At 59.5% G+C, this 17,296-nt stretch carries 18 protein-coding genes and 1 pseudogene; 10 read left to right on the top strand and 9 right to left on the bottom strand.

From position 1 onward, the window contains the following. Positions 1–300 precede the first annotated feature (300 nt). Together AF71_RS28440 and AF71_RS28435 are read right to left on the bottom strand one after the other, a co-directional pair. Complete coding sequence (locus AF71_RS28440; RefSeq protein ID WP_169684019.1) at positions 301–771, bottom strand: nuclear transport factor 2 family protein; 471 nt, start codon at positions 769–771, stop codon at positions 301–303. A 122-nt stretch (positions 772–893) separates the two neighbouring features. Further along, a complete protein-coding gene (locus tag AF71_RS28435) occupies positions 894–1,979 on the bottom strand; it encodes a nitronate monooxygenase family protein (RefSeq protein WP_025658975.1) in 1,086 nt (361 codons plus the stop codon). 277 nt (positions 1,980–2,256) lie between these two features. On the opposite strand from AF71_RS28435, the gene AF71_RS28430 reads away from it, so the two are divergent. The 3 genes from AF71_RS28430 to AF71_RS28420 are packed head-to-tail and all read left to right on the top strand — an operon-like array spanning position 2,257 to position 4,474. Further along, entirely contained in the window at positions 2,257–2,982 is a 726-nt protein-coding gene (locus AF71_RS28430) for an SDR family oxidoreductase (RefSeq protein ID WP_169684018.1), read from the top strand. Next, positions 2,976–3,446, top strand: coding sequence for a RidA family protein (locus AF71_RS28425; protein WP_018855082.1), 471 nt, complete (start codon positions 2,976–2,978; stop codon positions 3,444–3,446). Before AF71_RS28430 ends, AF71_RS28425 begins: the two co-directional genes overlap by 7 nt. A 38-nt stretch (positions 3,447–3,484) precedes the next feature. Beyond that, entirely contained in the window at positions 3,485–4,474 is a 990-nt protein-coding gene (locus AF71_RS28420; RefSeq protein ID WP_169684017.1) for an enoyl-CoA hydratase/isomerase family protein, read from the top strand. Positions 4,475–4,551: 77 nt separating this feature from the next. Here AF71_RS28420 and AF71_RS28415 read toward each other — a convergent pair whose 3' ends face one another. Further along, the gene (locus AF71_RS28415; RefSeq protein ID WP_169684016.1) at positions 4,552–5,490 is read right to left on the bottom strand and encodes an AraC family transcriptional regulator; all 939 of its coding nucleotides are present in this window, start codon (positions 5,488–5,490) and stop codon (positions 4,552–4,554) included. 100 nt (positions 5,491–5,590) lie between these two features. On the opposite strand from AF71_RS28415, the gene AF71_RS28410 reads away from it, so the two are divergent. Beyond that, entirely contained in the window at positions 5,591–6,595 is a 1,005-nt protein-coding gene (locus AF71_RS28410) for an SDR family NAD(P)-dependent oxidoreductase (RefSeq protein WP_018855085.1), read from the top strand. A 157-nt stretch (positions 6,596–6,752) separates the two neighbouring features. Continuing rightward, a complete protein-coding gene (locus AF71_RS28405; RefSeq protein ID WP_018855086.1) occupies positions 6,753–7,421 on the top strand; it encodes a VOC family protein in 669 nt (222 codons plus the stop codon). Positions 7,422–7,457: 36 nt separating this feature from the next. Here the strand turns inward: AF71_RS28405 and AF71_RS28400 are convergent, their stop codons facing one another. The 3 genes from AF71_RS28400 to AF71_RS28390 all read right to left on the bottom strand — a co-directional run bounded on the left by AF71_RS28400 (position 7,458) and on the right by AF71_RS28390 (position 9,141). Continuing rightward, complete coding sequence (locus AF71_RS28400) at positions 7,458–7,694, bottom strand: 4-oxalocrotonate tautomerase family protein (protein ID WP_018855087.1); 237 nt, start codon at positions 7,692–7,694, stop codon at positions 7,458–7,460. Between the two features lie 31 nt (positions 7,695–7,725). Next, positions 7,726–8,358, bottom strand: coding sequence for a DsbA family protein (locus AF71_RS28395; RefSeq protein WP_169684014.1), 633 nt, complete (start codon positions 8,356–8,358; stop codon positions 7,726–7,728). A gap of 69 nt (positions 8,359–8,427) precedes the next feature. Next, entirely contained in the window at positions 8,428–9,141 is a 714-nt protein-coding gene (locus tag AF71_RS28390) for an SDR family oxidoreductase (protein WP_018855089.1), read from the bottom strand. A gap of 281 nt (positions 9,142–9,422) precedes the next feature. Between AF71_RS28390 and AF71_RS28385 the strand changes: the two genes are divergently transcribed. Both AF71_RS28385 and AF71_RS28380 read left to right on the top strand, forming a co-directional pair. Next, entirely contained in the window at positions 9,423–9,692 is a 270-nt protein-coding gene (locus AF71_RS28385; RefSeq protein WP_018855090.1) for a hypothetical protein, read from the top strand. A gap of 315 nt (positions 9,693–10,007) precedes the next feature. Continuing rightward, entirely contained in the window at positions 10,008–10,997 is a 990-nt protein-coding gene (locus AF71_RS28380; RefSeq protein ID WP_113471303.1) for an aldo/keto reductase, read from the top strand. Between the two features lie 89 nt (positions 10,998–11,086). Here the strand turns inward: AF71_RS28380 and AF71_RS28375 are convergent, their stop codons facing one another. Further along, on the bottom strand, positions 11,087–11,404 hold the full coding sequence (locus tag AF71_RS28375) for a DUF982 domain-containing protein (RefSeq protein WP_018855092.1): 318 nt from the start codon (positions 11,402–11,404) through the stop codon (positions 11,087–11,089). Positions 11,405–11,804: 400 nt separating this feature from the next. Between AF71_RS28375 and AF71_RS28370 the strand changes: the two genes are divergently transcribed. Then, positions 11,805–14,315: a glycogen/starch/alpha-glucan phosphorylase gene (locus tag AF71_RS28370; RefSeq protein WP_169684013.1), complete on the top strand. Its 2,511-nt coding sequence runs from the start codon at positions 11,805–11,807 to the stop codon at positions 14,313–14,315. 31 nt (positions 14,316–14,346) lie between these two features. Here AF71_RS28370 and AF71_RS28365 read toward each other — a convergent pair whose 3' ends face one another. Together AF71_RS28365 and AF71_RS28355 are read right to left on the bottom strand one after the other, a co-directional pair. Continuing rightward, positions 14,347–14,799 (bottom strand): hypothetical protein, encoded by a 453-nt coding sequence (locus AF71_RS28365; RefSeq protein ID WP_169684012.1) that lies wholly within the window; start codon positions 14,797–14,799, stop codon positions 14,347–14,349. Positions 14,800–15,319: 520 nt separating this feature from the next. After that, a complete protein-coding gene (locus AF71_RS28355) occupies positions 15,320–16,138 on the bottom strand; it encodes a MarC family protein (RefSeq protein WP_169684011.1) in 819 nt (272 codons plus the stop codon). Between the two features lie 195 nt (positions 16,139–16,333). Here AF71_RS28355 and AF71_RS28350 point away from each other — a divergent pair, with 195 nt between their 5' ends. Further along, positions 16,334–16,564 (top strand): hypothetical protein, encoded by a 231-nt coding sequence (locus tag AF71_RS28350; protein WP_169684010.1) that lies wholly within the window; start codon positions 16,334–16,336, stop codon positions 16,562–16,564. Positions 16,565–17,039: 475 nt separating this feature from the next. Further along, positions 17,040–17,296 (top strand): annotated as a pseudogene (locus AF71_RS28345) (DUF3300 domain-containing protein); the annotation flags it as partial.

Here is a 17,296-nt window from a genome sequence, read left to right as displayed (position 1 = left end):
CTAGTTGGCGATAAGCTTGCGCAGCAAGCGCTCCAGTGTTCCTCCCGCCGCTGGAGCTCGCGGATCCCCCTCCCACGATCCGCCAAGGCCGTCTCCAATCCGCCTGGAGACGGCCTTCCCTGCATTGGAGTGTGGGTCGCCGATGGTTGATTGTACGGAGCTAATCGTGCGGGTGATGTAGGGCACATCAGGCTGGCGGAGTTCGCGGGTAATCTCGAAGGTCCCGGCTTTATCGATTTATGGCCATGGCCACACGTCGTGAACGAGACAGCGCCGACAACCGCCGGCTCTGCCCCTTGGTCATTTGCGTTCGCTAAAGATCAACCGTTGGTAATCGGCAAGCATCTTTGGGTCCTCGACCGATCCGTGATGGTGGAGCAGCCGCCAGGCATCGTCCTTTCGGACAAACCACCGCGTCGTCCGGAAAGCAACGTCGATCGTCTCACGCGGCGTCTTGCATTGGCCTCGCTCGCGACCGACGAAGAGATGCCAGTCGGCGCCACCCTGGCTCGTGAAATCGTGAAAGGTGACGCGGACCTCAGCCTGGCCCTCGAAAAGCCTGGAATAGCCTTGGGAGATCGAAGGCCACCCTCGGCGGATGCCGCCGATGGGATTGTCCATGCTTGGAGCCTCCCCGTCGAACCAGACCGACTCCAGCCCGGCCATGTCTCCGCTGTTGAAGGCTCTATAAAACTCTATCAGAGCGTCGAAAGGGCTACCGTCGCCGGCCTTGGCTTCGCTTCCACTGATTTCAACGAAATGCCGTTCCATCGCGAATCCTTTCGTTTCTTCAACAGCGACCGTTGGGAAATAGAAGCCAGCCCATCAACCTTCCGCGTGCCACTCGACTGCGGCCCCCGTATCAGAAGCGCGATCCGACACACTTCCCAGGCTCAGCCTTGCGTCCGTCCTTCGATGACTTTGAGGGCATCCTGATACAGGCGCCGGGTCAGATCGCCGGCGGACAGCCTCGGTGCGAGCTTCGCCGCCTGCCCTGACCAAAGATTCGTGAAGTCGTTCCTGGACGCCTCCTCCGCTTTCGCCTTGATTGCGGCGAGAGCGGCCGCTGCGGTTGGAAACGGTGGAGCGCTTTCGGAGAGCGGCCCGAGCTCGCGCATGATGCGATTGACAACGCTTCTGGCGGGCCTGCCGGTGAAGACGTTGGTGATCGCGGTGTTGTCGTCGCGCGCATCACCGAGCGCCTGCGCATGAACGGCAGGAATCTTTGCTTTGGGGCAGAAGAGGTACGCAGTTCCGATCTGAACCGCAGAAGCACCGAGCATCAGGGCGGCCGCCACGCCTCGGCCGTCAGCGATGCCTCCTGCCGCGATGACGGGGACCTTCACCGCGTCAACGACCTGCGGGACCAGCGCCATCGTTCCGACCTGCGTGGACATGTCATGCGTCAGGAAATTTCCGCGATGACCGCCGGCTTCAAAACCCATTGCCACGACAGCGTCGACGCCGTTTTCTTCTAACCAGACGGCCTCGGCGACAGTAGTGGCCGACGAGATGATCTTCGCGCCGGTCGCCTTCACTCGCTGCACCAAGGACTTCTCCGGCAGGCCGAAATGGAAGCTCACGATCTCCGGCTTGAACTCCTCCACCACCTCGCAGAAAGCGGAGTCGAACGGTGCACGTCCGGCTGCCGTCACCGGCGCCGCTGGATCGAGGCCGGATTCGACGTAATATGGCGCGAGCAGCGCCCTCCACCGCATCTGCGCGGCTGGATCGGAGGGCGGCGTGTGATGCGCAAAGAAGTTCACGTTCAAAGGAGCCTTCGTCGAGCTGCGGATGCTCGTCAGAGCCGCCTTTAGCTGATCGATGCTCAACAACGCGCTTGGCAGCGACCCGAGGCCGCCCGCCTGTGCAGCGGCAATGACCATCTCGTTCGTGGTCGAGCCAGCCATGGGCGCTTGAATGATGGGGATTTCAATCCCGAATAAGTCGAGGATTCGGCGGTCGGGCCAGCGCGTCATGTCGGACTCCATTTCGTATCCTGTGTCTGACCGTCATATCTCCGGTGCTCGTTGCGGTCCATTGCACCTTGGTGTCTACGCGCGCCAATCGATCCCAAAGTATCGGGGACACCTTGGTACAATAGCGCCTCGAGGAAATCGGCGCGATGGTTGCGGAGAACGCAGGGCGTAAGCGCCTTCGTTCCCGGCACGGTCGGCATCAGCGCATCAATTTCGAAACAAGCCGACCTGCCCCCACGGCAGGCGAATGGCTCTTTGCATCAAAACGGAGGCATACATGAGTGTGCAGAAGACAGTGGTGGTAACCGGTGCCTCGCAAGGGATCGGAGCCGGCATCGTGCAGACCTTCCTCGACAAGGGCTACAACGTCGTGGGAACCTCGAGACGCATCAGCGAGACGACGCCATTCGACCGCGCCGACCGTCTGGAACTCGTCGACGGCGACGTCAGCGATCCCGACACCGCCGAACGGGTCGCGCAGCGGGCAATCGACCGCTTCGGATCCGTCGACGCCCTCGTCAACAACGCCGGAATCTTTTTTACGAAGCCCTTCCTAGAATACACGGTCGACGATTTCCGGAAGCTCTCCGCGACCAACGTCGAAGGCTTCATCCTTTTCACCAATCACGCGATCAGGCAGATGCTTCGCCAGAAGTCTGGCGGAAGCATCGTCACCATCACGTCGTCCCTTACGGATCACCCGATCGCGGGCGTGAACGCGTCATTGCCGATGGTCGCAAAGGGTGGACTCAACGCGATAACCAAAAGCCTCGCGCTGGAATTTGCGGCAGACAATATTCGCGTCAACGCAGTGTCGCCAGGCGTCGTCGACACGCCGCTTCATGCGTCCAACCCGAAGGACTTTTTGAAATCGCTGTCGCCGATGGGAACGATCACCGCGGTGCAGGAGATCGTCGACGGCGTCGTCTATCTGACGGAGTCCGCAAATATCACCGGGGAGGTGCTGCACGTCGACAACGGCGCACATCTCGGCAAATGGTAGCCCGCGGCCCAGAAGCGCGACTGGAGGAACTGGCCATTGCCTTGCCTCCTCCGCCCACCCCATTCGGCGCCTACGTCGAAGCTGTCCAGTGCGACACCCTGTTATTCCTCAGCGGCATGTTGCCAGTGGTTGGACACGATCCGGTTTATCATGGGCGCGTCGGCGAGGAATTGTCTGTCCTCGAAGGTTATGACGCGGCGCGGACGGCCTGCCTCAGCGGTCTTGCCGCTGCCAAGGCGCAGCTCGGATCGCTGGATCTCATTCGTCGCATCGCCAAGCTCGGCGTCTACATCGCTACGCCGGGAGATTTCCGTGAACATCCGAAGGTCGCCGACGGCGCCTCGGAACTGCTGCTCGATGTCTTCGGAGCGGATCGGGTCCCACCGCGTATCGTCCTCGGCGTCGCCAGCATACCACTCGGCATGCCGGTCGAAGTCGAACTCGTTTTCGAGATCGAGCCCTAGCAAACCTTTCTCTTCCAATCTGAACGATGGAGTAAGTCATGAAGATCAAGCCAACGGATGCGAGGAACGTCGTCATTGTCTCGTCGAAGTTTCTGACGGCCACCGCCCTTCTGATGCTGCCCGCCCTTGCGCTTTCCGGCCAGGCGGGCGTCGCCGAAAAGACGGCCCGTCCGGCGGGCGAGCAAGCTCAGCCTGCAAGCGAGCAGACACAGATCAAGGTCGACAAAAGAACCCCGGCGTACTGGCGGGTGACCTTCGACAACCCGCCCTTCAACATCTTCGGGCCGGAGACCATTCCGCAGATGGAGAAGGTCGCCGCCGAGATCGAGTCGGATCCCGATTTGCGCGTCGTTGTCTTCGACAGTGCGGTGCCGGGCTTTTTCCTGACCCACTACAACTTCACGCCCAAGCTTTCCGAATCCACCAGCCTGCCATCAGGGACGACGGGACTTCATCCGCTTCCGGACATGCTGGTTCGCATCAGCAAGGCGCCAGTGGTGTCCATCGCACTGATACGCGGACGCGCAACGGGGGTCGGTAGCGAACTTGCGCTGGCCAGCGACATGCGCTTTGCGAGCCGGGAGAAGGCAATCCTTTCCCAATGGGAGGTCGGCGCAGGCTTCGTACCCGGTGGTGGTCCTATGGCCCGGCTTCCCCGTCTGATGGGCCGGGGCCGAGCGCTTGAGGTTCTGCTCGGCTCCGACGACATCAATGGCGATCTCGCCGAGGAGTACGGTTACGTCAACCGGTCGTTCCCCGACGACAAGCTTGACCCGTTCGTAGACGCCCTCGCCACTCGCATCTCCGGCTTCGACCGGCAGGCGATTGCCGACACCAAACGTCTCGTCGACTATGCAAGCCTGCCGTCCAACCCCGAGATCGGTGCCGGGTGGGACGCGTTCATCACCTCCGTACAGCGCCCGGTCGCACAGAAGAACATTGGCAAGCTGATGGACATGGGCCTGCAGACCAATCCGGACATCGAGGCCAGACTTGGCCACTACACAGGGACTTTGGCCGACAAATAGGTAAACAAGTGTCCGTACAGTCCATGGCAAATCGCACGGACACCTCACATGATTCGTGCGAGCACGGGCAAACAAAATCAGGAAGCGTGCGCCGCTTCCTCGACGAGATAAAGTCGGCCTCCACGTCGAGGCGATACGCCCATCACGCGCTTGAAAGCGGTGCTGAAGGCCGCCTCGGAACCATATCCGACTGAGGCCGCAACCCTGGCGATAGAACTGCCCTCCTGGCGAAGCGCGCGTTCGGCCTGGAGCATTCGCCATTCAGTCAGATAGTTGAGCGGCGGGCGTCCGGTCACTTTACGAAAGTGAACCGCGAAAGCCGTCCGAGACATTCCCGCCGCACGGGCGAGTTCAGGAAGCGTCCAGGAACGGGCAATGTCGCCGTGCATGAGGTTGAGCGCTGGGGCGAGTTTTGGATCGCAGGCGGCGCGAAGCCAGCCGGGACGAACCTGGTCTCCTGATGAAAGGTGCCGACGTAGGATCTGGATGAGCAGCAAATGGGCTAGACTTGAACACGCCATTTCGGCCCCTGGAGCGCCGCCTGCCGCCTCTTCGACGAGTTCGCCGATCAATGCTCCAAGTCGGCTCGCTCCACTTTCGGCCGCCGGAAGATGAACAAAATCCGGCAGGCTTTCGATCATCAGGCGTCCGCCGACATGGTGTGTATCGATATGACCTCCGAGAAGCAGGAAGTCGTCGCCCTGCCCGACTGGAATGATGGACTTCCCGGCGCCCCTGAAGATCTCGGCCGCCGGCTGCGGAGCAAGCGCCAGATCGCTCGCGACCACAAACCCGACGTCACGCGTCAAGATGAAGATGTCGCCGGCCTCGAGCCGGAATCTTGCGACTGTGCCGTCAAGGGCAAGGAAACAGTGCCCGCGACCGACAACGAAGAACTTGATCTTGCGCGGTGGTTCGAAACGGATGGCCCAGTCGCCGCCACCAATAAAGCCGCCGGCATAGATCGTACGAGCGTCAAAGACCTTGAGGGTATGTGATAGCGGATCGCGTGTCATTTTGAACTTTGGCGAAAGAAACTGGAACTTCTGAATATTCAAAGTACGGCAATCGGAGAGCATATCCAAGGGCGAACAGTCACCGAAAGGAACTCACCAAATGCCTACGACGCAGACGCCACTCGGATCCGGCTTCCATGCCTCCAGCACGACGCTCGACATCATCGCCGGTATCGACCTCACCGGAAAGTTGGCGATCGTGACAGGCGGCTATGCGGGCCTTGGGCTAGAAGCCGCGCGGACGCTGGCGTCGGCTGGAGCCCGGGTGATCGTCCCGGCGCGAGACGTAGATCGCGCGCGACGTGCTATCGCGGAGATTGGTGGCGGGATCGAAGTCCGGCCGATGGACCTCACCGATCCAGCCTCGATCGACGCCTTTAGCTGTGACATCGTCCGGTCGGGGCTTCCGTTGCACATTCTCGTCAACAGCGCGGGCATCATGGCGCTGCCGGAACTGAGCCGCGACTCCCGAGGCAACGAGCTGCAGTTCTCGACCAACCACCTCGGTCATTTTCAGCTCACGCTCCGCCTGTGGCCTGCATTGGTTCGAGCTAGAGGCGCGCGCGTCGTTTCGGTCTCCTCAATGGGTCACCGCTTTTCCGACATCGTCTGGGACGACTTCAATTTCGAGCGCCGCCCATATGATGGCTGGAGCGCGTACGGACAGTCGAAGACAGCCAACATCCTCTTTGCTGTCGAACTTGATCGCCGAGGGCGCGACTTCGGGATCCGCGCGTTCTCGTTACACCCCGGCGGTATCGTGACTGGTCTGGCGAAGCACATCTCGACCGAACGCCTGAAGGAAATGGGAAATCTCGACGAGAAGGGTGTGCCTGTCATCGATCCTGACAGGGACATGAAATCGATTCCGCAAGGTGCGGCAACCCATGTTTGGTGCGCAGTCAGCCCTCAGCTCGCCGGCCTCGGGGGCGTGTTCTGCGCGAATTCGGACATAGCGCTTCTCGAGGACGGGTCCATCGTCACCTCGCTCGATGGGCGGGACCGGCGAACGTCGAAAGTCGCGCCTTATGCGGTAGATCCTGCTTCTGCTGAGCGCCTCTGGATGATGAGCGAGAGGGAGACCGACACTCAATTGTCGATTTGAACCGTCTTACTCCTCCCGTTCCTCACCCGCTGGATGCCAGAGTCAATGGGGGCGTTGGCGGCGACACCATTGGATAATGGACGGTCCCCCGAGGCGAGCGCATCGTGTGCCTGGTCGCGGGAAGTTCCCCGCGGCAATTTTACCGAGGGATGACAAGATGACCATTCAGGAGCGTAGCACGACCGCGACAAAGACAGTGAAGGATGCCGACATGAAACTGGAGGTCGTCGTGATCCCAGTTTCGGACATCGACCGCGCCAAGGCATTCTATACGGGACTTGGATGGCGTCTCGACGCCGACGTGCCCGGCAAGGACGGCTTCCGCGTCGTTCAAGTCACGCCGCCGGGATCTCCCTGCTCGGTGATCTTCGGATCGAACGTCACATCCGCGGCGCCGGGTTCCGCTCAGGGACTGCATCTTATCGTATCGGACATTGAGATGGCTCACGCGGCACTGGCCTCACATGGTGCTGAAATGAGCGGCGTCTTCCACGACGTCGGCGGCGTCTTCCACCACAAGAACACCGATGGACGGCTGCCCGGCCCACACCCTTCGCGCGCCAGCTATGGATCGTTCGCATCCTTTAGCGACCCGGACGGCAACGGATGGCTCCTCCAGGAGATTACGACGAGGCTACCGGGTCGAAAAGAGGCCAACGGCGCGACGTTCACCTCCGGCAGCGATCTGGCAGCAGCCCTTCGGCGCGCTGCGGCTGCCCACGGCGAGCATGAGAAGCGAAACGGGGGCAAGCATGACGATGACTGGCCCGATTGGTACGCCGCATACATGCTTGCCGAGCAAGCAGGGGCCGATCTTCCGGATTGACACGATCAAACTGCGCGCTTGCCGCCCCCAAGCGGACTAGGTGCCCTTGGCGGCGGCGAGCTTTCGATATTCCGCGGTCGGCAGCCCGCCCCATCCCCAGTTGTCGAGGTCCACTTCTTCGATCACCACGTAAGTGGATTCGAGCGGCTTGTTGAGGACCTCGAGCAGCACCTGGCTCACGCCCGCAATGAGGCGGGCCTTCTCTTCCTCCGTAACCGACTGGCGGCCCGGCGCAGTTCCTTCACGAGTGACCTGCACGTTTACAATAGGCATCGTTTGGTACTTTCCAATTGTCCGTCTGCCTTCAGAAGCCCAGCGCCGACAGGTGCTGCTCGAGCGCGTCGACGTGTGCATACCCCGAGCCAACCCTGGCCAGCCCGGCATCCTTCCTGACGAAAAGTGTCGGGAAGCTCGAAACGCTCATTGCTCGGGCGGTGGCGAAGTCGGTCGCCGCTTCCGCGATCGTGCTGCCTCGCTTCCACGTCTCCAGGAACTCTTCAGCAGTTGTGGGGTGGCCCAAAGTCGTCAGGGCACTGCTTCCGACTTTTGCGAGGACGACGCCATCGGTGGTATCAAGCGCGTCGACGTAGAAGGCATGCTGAAACGCCCTGAAGACCTTGAGAAGGTTGGCTTCCGGACGCAGGATGCGAGCGGCGACGACCGCGCGGCAAATCGGTTCGGTATCGTAGACGAACCCTTGTCTCGCCAGCAGCCCTTCACGATTGAACGGAAGACCGCTTGCCTCTTCGACCCTAGCCCAGTGATGCAGCCTGAATTGCTTTCCGGCATCGTCGAGAACGTCGGTCGCGCCGGCGCGGAGACCGCCAAGTATGATCTGCAGAGAGGCTTCCGGGCGCCGTTCGAGCAGCAGTTCCATTTCCTTTCCGAACCCATAGCACCACGAGCACATCGGGTCTGCGGCCAGTACCAGTTCCATCGTTGTTCCAATCGTTGTCGTCTGGGAGACCTGACGCACTTGCGTCAGGCCGTTCGGTCCGAAGGCGTGTTACCAGCGACCGGCGTTCTGACCGCCGTCCACGTGCAGGATCTCGCCGGTCACAAAGCTGGCGTTCTCGAGGTAGAGAACGGCGTCCACGATGTCGCTGATCGCGCCCATGTGGCCGATCGGGTGCAGGGCCGAAAGGAACTCATGCGTTTCAGGGGCGTGCATGGGGGTCTTGATGATGCCGGGCGATACGGCGTTCACCCGAACCCCGGTCTTGGCATACTCAAGCGCGAGTCCCTTGGTGACGGCATTCAGACCGCCTTTCGTCAGCGAAGCAAGGGCCGCGGGGACGCCAGCGATCGGCTGGTTGACGAGGCTTGTGGTGATCGAGACGATGTGACCGGATCCCTGCTTCAGCATCTCCTTTGCGGCGCGCTGCGTGATATGAAAGAAGCCAGCGACGTTCACGGCGAAGTTCAGATCGTAGTCTTCCTGCGTGAAGTCGACGAACGGCTTGGCTGTGAACACGCCGGCGTTGTTGACGAGAGTGTCGATGCGGCCGAAGCGCTCAATGGCTTCGCGAACGACGCGCTCAGCGGTCTCGACCTTCGAAATGTCGCCGGCGACAGCGTGAACGCCGGCATCGGAACCAGCCTTGATGGAACGCGAGGTAGCTACGACGTTGTAGCCCTTTTCCCGGTATCCACGGACGAGGCCCTCGCCGATGCCTTGGGACGCGCCGGTGATGATGGCTACCTTCTGATGACTGCTCATGATTGCATCCTTTCGATTGCGACGGCCGATCCCTCGGTCCGTCCAACGCCAGCGGCGTCGGTGCAATTGATTTAGATGTCTGCGTGTCTCGGGAGAATTGGCGATAGAAGGATGACACCCATCCGCCAAGCGGCATAATCACCGTATGCTTCCTGCCTCCCGGAGATCCGTCGGAGCTCACTCAGAAGATGGGGAGCGGCGCAGCATGTCGGCTTCGCGGCGGTCGTAGCACCCGGCCTGCGCTTGCGAGGAGAGTCAAGGCCAACGGCGATCTCTGCTATATGCCGGAACTTCTGCGTGTAAAGGCGAACCTGTTGTTGTCGATGTCGGCGTCAGATGAGGTGCACACGTGCCTGCTGCAGGCCCTCGACACAATCCGGAACATGGGTGCCCGCGGCTGGGAATTGCGTGCCGCGACCGACTTGGCTCGTTTCTTAGCGGCTGAGGGTCGCATAAGCGATGCGGGAGCGCTGCTTCAGCCGATCTTGGATAAGTTTGACGAAGCGCTTGATACCGAAGACCTCAAGATTGCGGGCGGCGTTTTGCGATGAACGAAAGTCCGCTGGTTCCACCCGTCACGAACCTAAGAGAGGGCATATTGCGGCCGGACAACATTTTCAGGGATGATCGGCGGTAGTGAAGATCCTGCAGAACCAAAACAGAACGCTGCCGTCCCTTTGCGGTAAACCTTCCCAATCAGTTGGCGAGTCTCGGCTGCCTGGCTAAGGACAGCAAGCAGGAACCCGAAGGCTGAGGAAATGCTCGGCTCCGCGTTCTCGTTTTTGGCCTTGCGCCCAAGCGGGATAGGGCTAGGTTCGCTACGAACAGCTGCTCGGCTGATTGTAAACATTCGTAGGAGGTTCGTTATGGAATATCGTCGTCTCGGCAAATCGGGCCTGAAAGTCAGCGAATTCTCCTTCGGATCATGGGTCACCTTTGGCAAGCAGGTTGATGGCGGCGATGCGGTCAGCCTAATGAAGCTCGCTTATGACAAGGGGGTGAACTTCTTCGACAATGCCGAAGGCTACGAGAGTGGAAAATCCGAACTTGTGATGGGCGAAGCGCTCAAGACGCTCGGCTGGAGCCGCGATAGCTTCATCGTCTCCAGCAAGGTGTTCTGGGGCGGGGAGAAGCCGACGCAACGCGGGCTGTCGCGCAAGCACGTAACCGATGCTGCCCACGCCGCGCTCAAGCGGCTGCAGGTCGAATACCTGGACCTCTATTTCTGCCACCGGCCGGATATCGATACGCCGATCGAGGAGACCGTTCGGGCGATGCACGATCTCGTGGCGCAGGGGAAGATCCTTTACTGGGGAACCTCGGAATGGTCGGCGCAGCAGTTAACCGAGGCTTACGCCGTCGCGCGGGATCTTCGCATCACGCCGCCGACGATGGAGCAACCCCAATACAACATCTTCGAGCGCCAGAAGGTGGAAGCCGATTATCGGCCGCTCTACGACCTTCTCGGTCTCGGAACCACGATCTGGTCGCCGCTTGCATCAGGCGTCCTCACCGGCAAATATAACGACGGCGTGCCGGCTGACAGCCGAATGAACCTTCCCGGATACGAGTGGCTGAAGGAGAAGCTATCGAGCGACGCTGGCCGCGCCCAGATCGCGAAAGTCCGCGAGTTGGCGAAGCTCGCAGACGAGATCGGGATCTCGATCACGCACCTTGCTCTGCTGTGGTGTCTGGCCAACAAGAATGTCTCAACTGTCATCCTTGGCGCGTCGCGCACGAGTCAATTGGAGGACAATCTTGCGGCCCTTTCGCATAGGGACAAGTTGACTTCCGACGTGCTCGATCGGATCGATGCAATTACCGGAAACAAGCCGGCGGCGGCGCAGCGGTTCTAAATTAGCTGCGAGGATCCACAGGCAGCAACGTGTGACGTACTTCTTTTCGTTCGCCTCTAGGACGGCTTAAGATTGAGCCGACATCGGCGCTAGTGAACCTGCCCGGCAGGTGGCGATTTCGTCAGACCATCCGGACGATCGGGAACATAATAGATCCGGTCCATCCAGGAAATTCCGACTTCTTCGGCCGCATCAATGAGGGCCAGCTTTGCATCGTCTGCCGGGAGCAAACCTTCCATAACTGCCGCGCAAACGGCAAGCGCACGCTCAAATGCCGGCCCAAAGGTTACCGGCCACTTGTCAGCTAGTAATGCGGAAGCTTCGCCAGTTCCTTTGATATCGATGGGTTGCGGAAAGTCAGGCAGCCAGATTTCCAGACCAAAGGTCCAATCGCTCCTTGAAAGCATGTGCGTGCTCCTCCCCTGAGTCGCTACGGGCAAAGACTCCTATCGGATCGCGGCGCTTTCATGGTCTCGAACGGCCCATGGCGTGTCGCCCGGACGATTTTACGACACTCTTGAAATTAGACCGCCAATCATGATGTCTACTTTGGATCCCAGCGGCCCGGCCCTAGAGCTTGCCGCCGCAGCCTCACCAGTGTCGTTACGTGCGTCGTTTACGGTAACATACTTCACTGCGCTGTTGGTTTCAGGCACCATCAACCCGGCACCCGCCCCGCTAAAGCGCCTCTTCATGCAACACGCGGGACCGTTAGCTCGACCTTTGAGCGCGTGAAAGACGGCATGGCACTGCGATGGCTCGTAAACCAATCCCGAAGATCGTGACCGGCAGGTTCGGAGGCATGGAATGGCAGACGACCAGGAAACATCAGCCCAAGCTCCTGAATTGGAGGCGACGGACTCCATTCCCTCGCAATATGATTGCGGCCCCCTCAAGCTAAGTGGCAGCAGCAACGCGTTGTACGAACGTCATCTTCTGTTCGACAACGTGCGGGCATCGAGCGAGATAGGAAACCGCGAGCGGTATGAGGCAGTCGCACGGTCCGTTCGGGATATTCTTTCCCAGCGCTGGGAAAAGACAGAAGAGGTCTATGATCGCGAGAACCCCAAGCGGGTCTATTATCTCTCGATGGAGTTCTTGATCGGTCGTTCCCTTAACAACAACGTTGTCAACCTGGGGCTAGGCCCTCTTGCGGATCGCTTCTTTCAAAGACATCAGCTGGACGAATTGGCCTTGCTTTCCGAAGAGCCCGACGCCGGGCTCGGCAATGGTGGTCTTGGACGCTTGGCAGCATGCTTTCTCGAGTCCATGGCGACGATGCAATTGCCTGGAATGGGCTATGGCTTGCGCTACGAGTACGGGATATTCAAACAGTCGATTGTCGATGGCTGGCAACGCGAACAACCGGACAATTGGTTGCGCAGGCCTGATCCCTGGGAAGTTGCCCGACCTCACTTGGCCGTGCCGGTCGAGCTTGGATGTTCGTTCGAAGTGCGCGGGGGAAGCCTGAGAGCGATCGCCGGCGTGCCTTCAAGCTTGCTCGGAATCCCTTACGACAGGCCTGTCGTCGGCTACGGCGGAAAAACGATAAACACGTTGCGGCTATGGGCTTCCGCAACTCCCCACGTATTCGATTTCCAGGAATTCAGCGCAGGTGACTTTGTTGGCGCACTGGCCGAACGGCTGACAGCGGAAACCGTGACACGTGTTCTTTATCCGGACGATTCCACCAGCATGGGACAGGGCCTTCGCTTCGTGCAGGAATATTTCCTTGTAGCGTGCTCATTGGCCGACCTGGTTCGACGCTTCCAAAAAAGCAACAGTAATTGGGACGATCTGCCGACGAAGGTGGCTATCCAGCTCAATGACACCCATCCGAGTCTCGCCGTTGCGGAGCTCATGCACATCCTCCTGGATACGGCAAAACTTGACTGGGAGCGTTCATGGGACCTCACGAAAAGGACCCTTGCCTACACAAACCACACCCTCCTCCCGGAAGCGCTGGAAAAGTGGCCGGTGCGCTGGTTTGAGTTGATGCTTCCACGGCACTTGGAAATCATCCTGGAAATCGATCGCCGCTTGCGGGAAGAGGTGCAAACTCGCTGGCCGGGCGACAATGGCCGCATCGAGCGTATAGCCATTGTCGAGCAAGGCAATCACCTGGTGCGGATGGCTCACCTCGCAATAGCCGGCTCCCACAGCACGAACGGTGTCGCGGAGATACACTCGAAGCTGCTCCGAAACGTCACCGTGAGCGACCTCGCAGAACTCTATCCTGACCGTTTCAACAACAAGACAAACGGCGTCACGCCACGCCGTTGGCTATTGCTGTCAAATCCGGGTCTTGCCGAATGCATCTCCGAAGCTATCGGCGACCGCTGGATAGCGAACGCGACGGACCTCGAACGTCTGAGGTCGCTTGCCGATGACAGCGGGTTCATTTCCGCCGTCCAAACCGCAAAACGCAAGGCCAAAGTCCGTTTTGCCGATTGGCTCAAGGCGCAGGCGGGAGTTCTGGTTGATCCTGACACGATTTTCGATAGCCAGGTGAAGCGCATCCACGAATACAAGCGACAGCTCCTGAATGGGCTGCGAGTCGTCGCCCTTTACCATCGGCTGCGGCAGAATCCTAGTCTCGATATGCCGCCACGCACCTTCATCTTTGCAGGAAAGGCGGCTCCTGCCTACCACGCTGCCAAACTGATTATAAAGTTCTTGAACAATCTTGCCGCCACGATCGACCGCGATCCGTTGGTGCGGGGTCGCCTTCGGCTACTATTCCTGCCCGACTACTGCGTGTCACTCGCCGAGCAGCTCATTCCTGCCAGCGACGTATCCAACCAGATATCAATGGCGGGATACGAGGCAAGCGGCACGAGCAACATGAAGTTCATGATGAACGGGGCGTTGACCATCGGCACGCGTGACGGCGCAACGATCGAAATGGCCGAGGCCGCGGGCGAAGAAAATTTCTTCCTGTTTGGGCTGACCGCAGACCAAGTTGCAAACAGCCGCTGCTGGTATAGCCCCGGCTGGCACTATGAGAACGAGCCAGAGATACGCGCTGTCCTCGACCTGATCTTCTCAGGCGAATTCTCGCGAAATGAGCCGGCAGTCACCGACGCGCTGCGCAACATACTTCTGGTCGGTGGCGATACTTACATGCATTTGGCCGATTTCACCTCCTACATGGATGCAGATTCCAATCTTCAATCACTCTATCGGAATCCGGAAGCTTGGAGCCGCAAGGCGATCATGAACATCGCGGCTTCAGGAAGGTTCTCGAGCGATCGCACGATCGCCGAATATGCCCGCGACATCTGGGAGGTAGCTCCATGTCCGTTGCCATCGGCTTAGTCTCATGACTGGATCGATGTATCGGTCCCGGCTAGACCAGCGGGAGTTGGCTCAGAAGTTTTCTGGTTTCGATCGCATCCCAGGAAATGTATTCGGTGATGGCCATCCCCACGATTTCGCAAGCAGCAGACACATCCCGAAGGAGCCGCACCACGTGCTCAGGTTCCAGGCGCCCCCTGGGGACACCGGATAGAAACGTTTTATCAGTACCCGGTTTATTGAAAAGAATTGGCGGGAAACGGCCGGGCAGGATCGCATCGACGTCGAGATGCACTGCAAGCTGCTTGATGTCCTCGTCCGCAATCCACTTCAGGATTGCGTTACTGTCGCCGTACAACTTACGCGAGGATGTGTGTCGGAGGTTCAGGCGATCAATGACCTTCTGCTCATTAGCAGACCACTCGTCCAGCCCCGCATACATGACCTTGGACGGTCGAACAGGGATATCAACCTCGCCGACGAAATCGCGGTCGGCCCTCGCCAAGGAGCATACCGAGCACCTGCGCGTGCGCGTGACCGGTGTCCTTCAGCGTCTGGATATCTGGATGTGCATCTATCCAGAGCACTCCGACGTCCCCACCGTATCGCTTGTTGAGATACGCGATTGGGGCCAGATCGACGAGACAGTCGCCTCCGATTGTAAGGATGCGATCCGGTGCGTGCTTTTCGATCGCGGACCGCGCTGACCGGGCTTGTTGCAGCAAAGCGCTCTTAGCGACAATTCCATCCTCCAGGGGCAGTTCCGCCTCACCAGGCGACGAAACGTCGATTGTTTCCTCGGGGCCCTGAGATCTCGGCGGAAGCCACGACAGCAAGCGCGAGCTGACGTAATACTCGGCGAGGTTCTCGCCTTGCCACTGGGGCAAATGTAATCTGAGGGTGTGGTCAACTGTGGCATGAGCAAACACTCCTTCGCCATCGCGTGTGCCACTGAAGTAATCAAGCCACCGAGCGCCAGGGCGGACATTCGAGGCGTGCAAACTTCCCTAGTGAGAATGCGGCGGTTACCAAGCAATCATGCTTAGACTATGCAGAATGATCTGCAGTCCCAGAGCGGCTTGGGTAACCCCGAGCACAACCGCCAAAACCTGCAATGACGTTCCGATCCATCTGAGGATGGATTCAGCAAACATCATGGCCAGCCAGTCAAGCGTCAGGATCAGCAATACGATCGCTGCCACGGTGACGCCTTCCGCTTGCCGGTCACCCGCCAACGTAGCGAAGACGATGACGGCAGCTATACCATAGGGCGTCACAATTGTTGGAAACGCCAACGGTGCCAGAGCAAATTTCAAGTCTATCTGGCCCTGCTCCGTTGGCCGTATCATTGGGTCCGCGGTCGGCTGCAAAACGGTTCGCAAAGCCACCATGAACAAGATAATGCCGCCCGTCATCGCCAGCACCGGCAACGAAATCTCCAGATTTTCAAGCATGGTGCGTCCGAGAAATCCGGCGATGGCGAGCGCCGCCGCCGAGAACAGGATCGCTCTGGTGGCTAATTGTCGCCGAACGCTGGGCTCGTAGCTGCCCGCAAGGACCTTGAATGGCACCAGTATCTTAATTGGGCCGAGCATCAAAAAAAGCATCAGGAATATCTTGCGTGAGCCGAATTCCACCTCTGGGAACTCCGGCAGGGGCAAGGATTGCGCAACGGATTGCACCGGAACGCTCACCGCCCAAACCATAGCCAGTACAGACGCCAGGAGATATCGCCGCACGGGTTCCTTTGCTTTTGTGGTATGGGTCGCCTGGTGTTCGTCAGCCATATCAGCGGAACCGGGTTGCGATCCCGCCCCATACCACTTTCCGTTCTCGACCGCCATTTCGCCTTGGGGTCGAAGCGGTCTCTGGCTTCAGTGGCTTCCCCACGCCCGGTCGGCCATTTGAAGACAAAGTCCGGCCCAGGATTGGACCATGTCCCAATACACGACGGGGTTGGGAACCAACCCGATAGCCGCTTGCATTTCGGCAGCGCTCGTTGTTCAGTTCAGCAGCATGCATGTTTCATGGAGGGAGACATGGGCGCGACGATCGTCGAGCGCCTCGCAGAATGCGCCGCGATGATAGAAGATCTCTCGCAACGCATTTCCCGGATCCAAACGGGCGAGGTGCAGCATCAGGCCAGATTCGCTGGTGGGTCCTGGGAGGACATTACGCCGGAGATGCTCGTTCTCTATGAGCGTCTGCTCGAAAACCAAAAGTTCCTTGCTGAGGATCTGCACGGCCGTTTGAGTAGCGGCGATAGCTGATCTCACCTCCCGTGGCCTCACAAGAAGGCGGGCCACCGTGGTTCGAACATTCGGCGCTGTTCAACTTCCGTTTCCGCGCCCATCAGCGATGACTTAGATCGCTGTGACACATGACAGTTCATCGTAGCGCCCGTGACTGCTTGATCAACCCGATCTGACTAGCTCGTCCGGCGATCACGAGCGCGCTATTTCGCACGATCGGCATGAATTTGCATTCCAACTGCACGTCGACAGCAATTCTCCACATTGGACAGCCATGACGGGCATAGATCGGCTCCCGTAATTTACCGTAACGTACGTGCGGCCGGAGCTGATTGCTGCTAGCCTGTCTTCATGGAGTTGCGAGGGGCCTCCGCATCCGCAAGTATTTTTCGCTCGACCGGCGGCTGCATTTTCTGCGGGTGCAAGCGAGGCTGCCCAGACGTCCAGTGGAGACGGTGATCCGTCTTCCACCAAAGAAAGAAAAGGTGCGATCATGACAAGGTTTCTTGCTTGGTGTGCAACTTGGCTGGCGGCGGTGTCCTGGCTCGTCATTCCGACAGAGCTACCGACTGCCTACGCGCAGCAGCCAGCGCCCGCACCCGCTTCTGCTTCAGCCGCCGCGCCGGCACCGAGTACCGCCGAAACAGCAGCGGCGCCTCAGGCCTTGACGGAGGACGAACTCGAGACGCTTGTCGCGCGCATCGCACTTTATCCGGATGACCTCGTGGCACTGATCACGGCTAGCTCGCT

The organism is Rhizobium sp. 57MFTsu3.2, from assembly GCF_012932765.1.
Taxonomy (GTDB): domain Bacteria; phylum Pseudomonadota; class Alphaproteobacteria; order Rhizobiales; family Rhizobiaceae; genus Rhizobium; species Rhizobium altiplani.
This window is presented reverse-complemented; position numbering and strand designations above follow the sequence as displayed.

What these genes read in the sequence shown, in the direction of transcription:
- AF71_RS28355 (WP_169684011.1), bottom strand. Translation starts at nt 16,138, where the DNA reads ATGGCGGTCGAGAACGGAAAGTGGTATGGGGCGGGATCGCAACCCGGT.
- AF71_RS28375 (WP_018855092.1), bottom strand. Translation starts at nt 11,404, where the DNA reads ATGCTTTCAAGGAGCGATTGGACCTTTGGTCTGGAAATCTGGCTGCCT.
- AF71_RS28410 (WP_018855085.1), top strand. Translation starts at nt 5,591, where the DNA reads ATGCCTACGACGCAGACGCCACTCGGATCCGGCTTCCATGCCTCCAGC.
- AF71_RS28395 (WP_169684014.1), bottom strand. Translation starts at nt 8,358, where the DNA reads ATGGAACTGGTACTGGCCGCAGACCCGATGTGCTCGTGGTGCTATGGG.
- AF71_RS28430 (WP_169684018.1), top strand. Translation starts at nt 2,257, where the DNA reads ATGAGTGTGCAGAAGACAGTGGTGGTAACCGGTGCCTCGCAAGGGATC.
- AF71_RS28405 (WP_018855086.1), top strand. Translation starts at nt 6,753, where the DNA reads ATGACCATTCAGGAGCGTAGCACGACCGCGACAAAGACAGTGAAGGAT.
- AF71_RS28425 (WP_018855082.1), top strand. Translation starts at nt 2,976, where the DNA reads ATGGTAGCCCGCGGCCCAGAAGCGCGACTGGAGGAACTGGCCATTGCC.
- AF71_RS28415 (WP_169684016.1), bottom strand. Translation starts at nt 5,490, where the DNA reads ATGACACGCGATCCGCTATCACATACCCTCAAGGTCTTTGACGCTCGT.
- AF71_RS28350 (WP_169684010.1), top strand. Translation starts at nt 16,334, where the DNA reads ATGGGCGCGACGATCGTCGAGCGCCTCGCAGAATGCGCCGCGATGATA.
- AF71_RS28380 (WP_113471303.1), top strand. Translation starts at nt 10,008, where the DNA reads ATGGAATATCGTCGTCTCGGCAAATCGGGCCTGAAAGTCAGCGAATTC.
- AF71_RS28385 (WP_018855090.1), top strand. Translation starts at nt 9,423, where the DNA reads ATGCCGGAACTTCTGCGTGTAAAGGCGAACCTGTTGTTGTCGATGTCG.
- AF71_RS28390 (WP_018855089.1), bottom strand. Translation starts at nt 9,141, where the DNA reads ATGAGCAGTCATCAGAAGGTAGCCATCATCACCGGCGCGTCCCAAGGC.
- AF71_RS28400 (WP_018855087.1), bottom strand. Translation starts at nt 7,694, where the DNA reads ATGCCTATTGTAAACGTGCAGGTCACTCGTGAAGGAACTGCGCCGGGC.
- AF71_RS28370 (WP_169684013.1), top strand. Translation starts at nt 11,805, where the DNA reads ATGGCAGACGACCAGGAAACATCAGCCCAAGCTCCTGAATTGGAGGCG.
- AF71_RS28440 (WP_169684019.1), bottom strand. Translation starts at nt 771, where the DNA reads ATGGAACGGCATTTCGTTGAAATCAGTGGAAGCGAAGCCAAGGCCGGC.
- AF71_RS28420 (WP_169684017.1), top strand. Translation starts at nt 3,485, where the DNA reads ATGAAGATCAAGCCAACGGATGCGAGGAACGTCGTCATTGTCTCGTCG.
- AF71_RS28435 (WP_025658975.1), bottom strand. Translation starts at nt 1,979, where the DNA reads ATGACGCGCTGGCCCGACCGCCGAATCCTCGACTTATTCGGGATTGAA.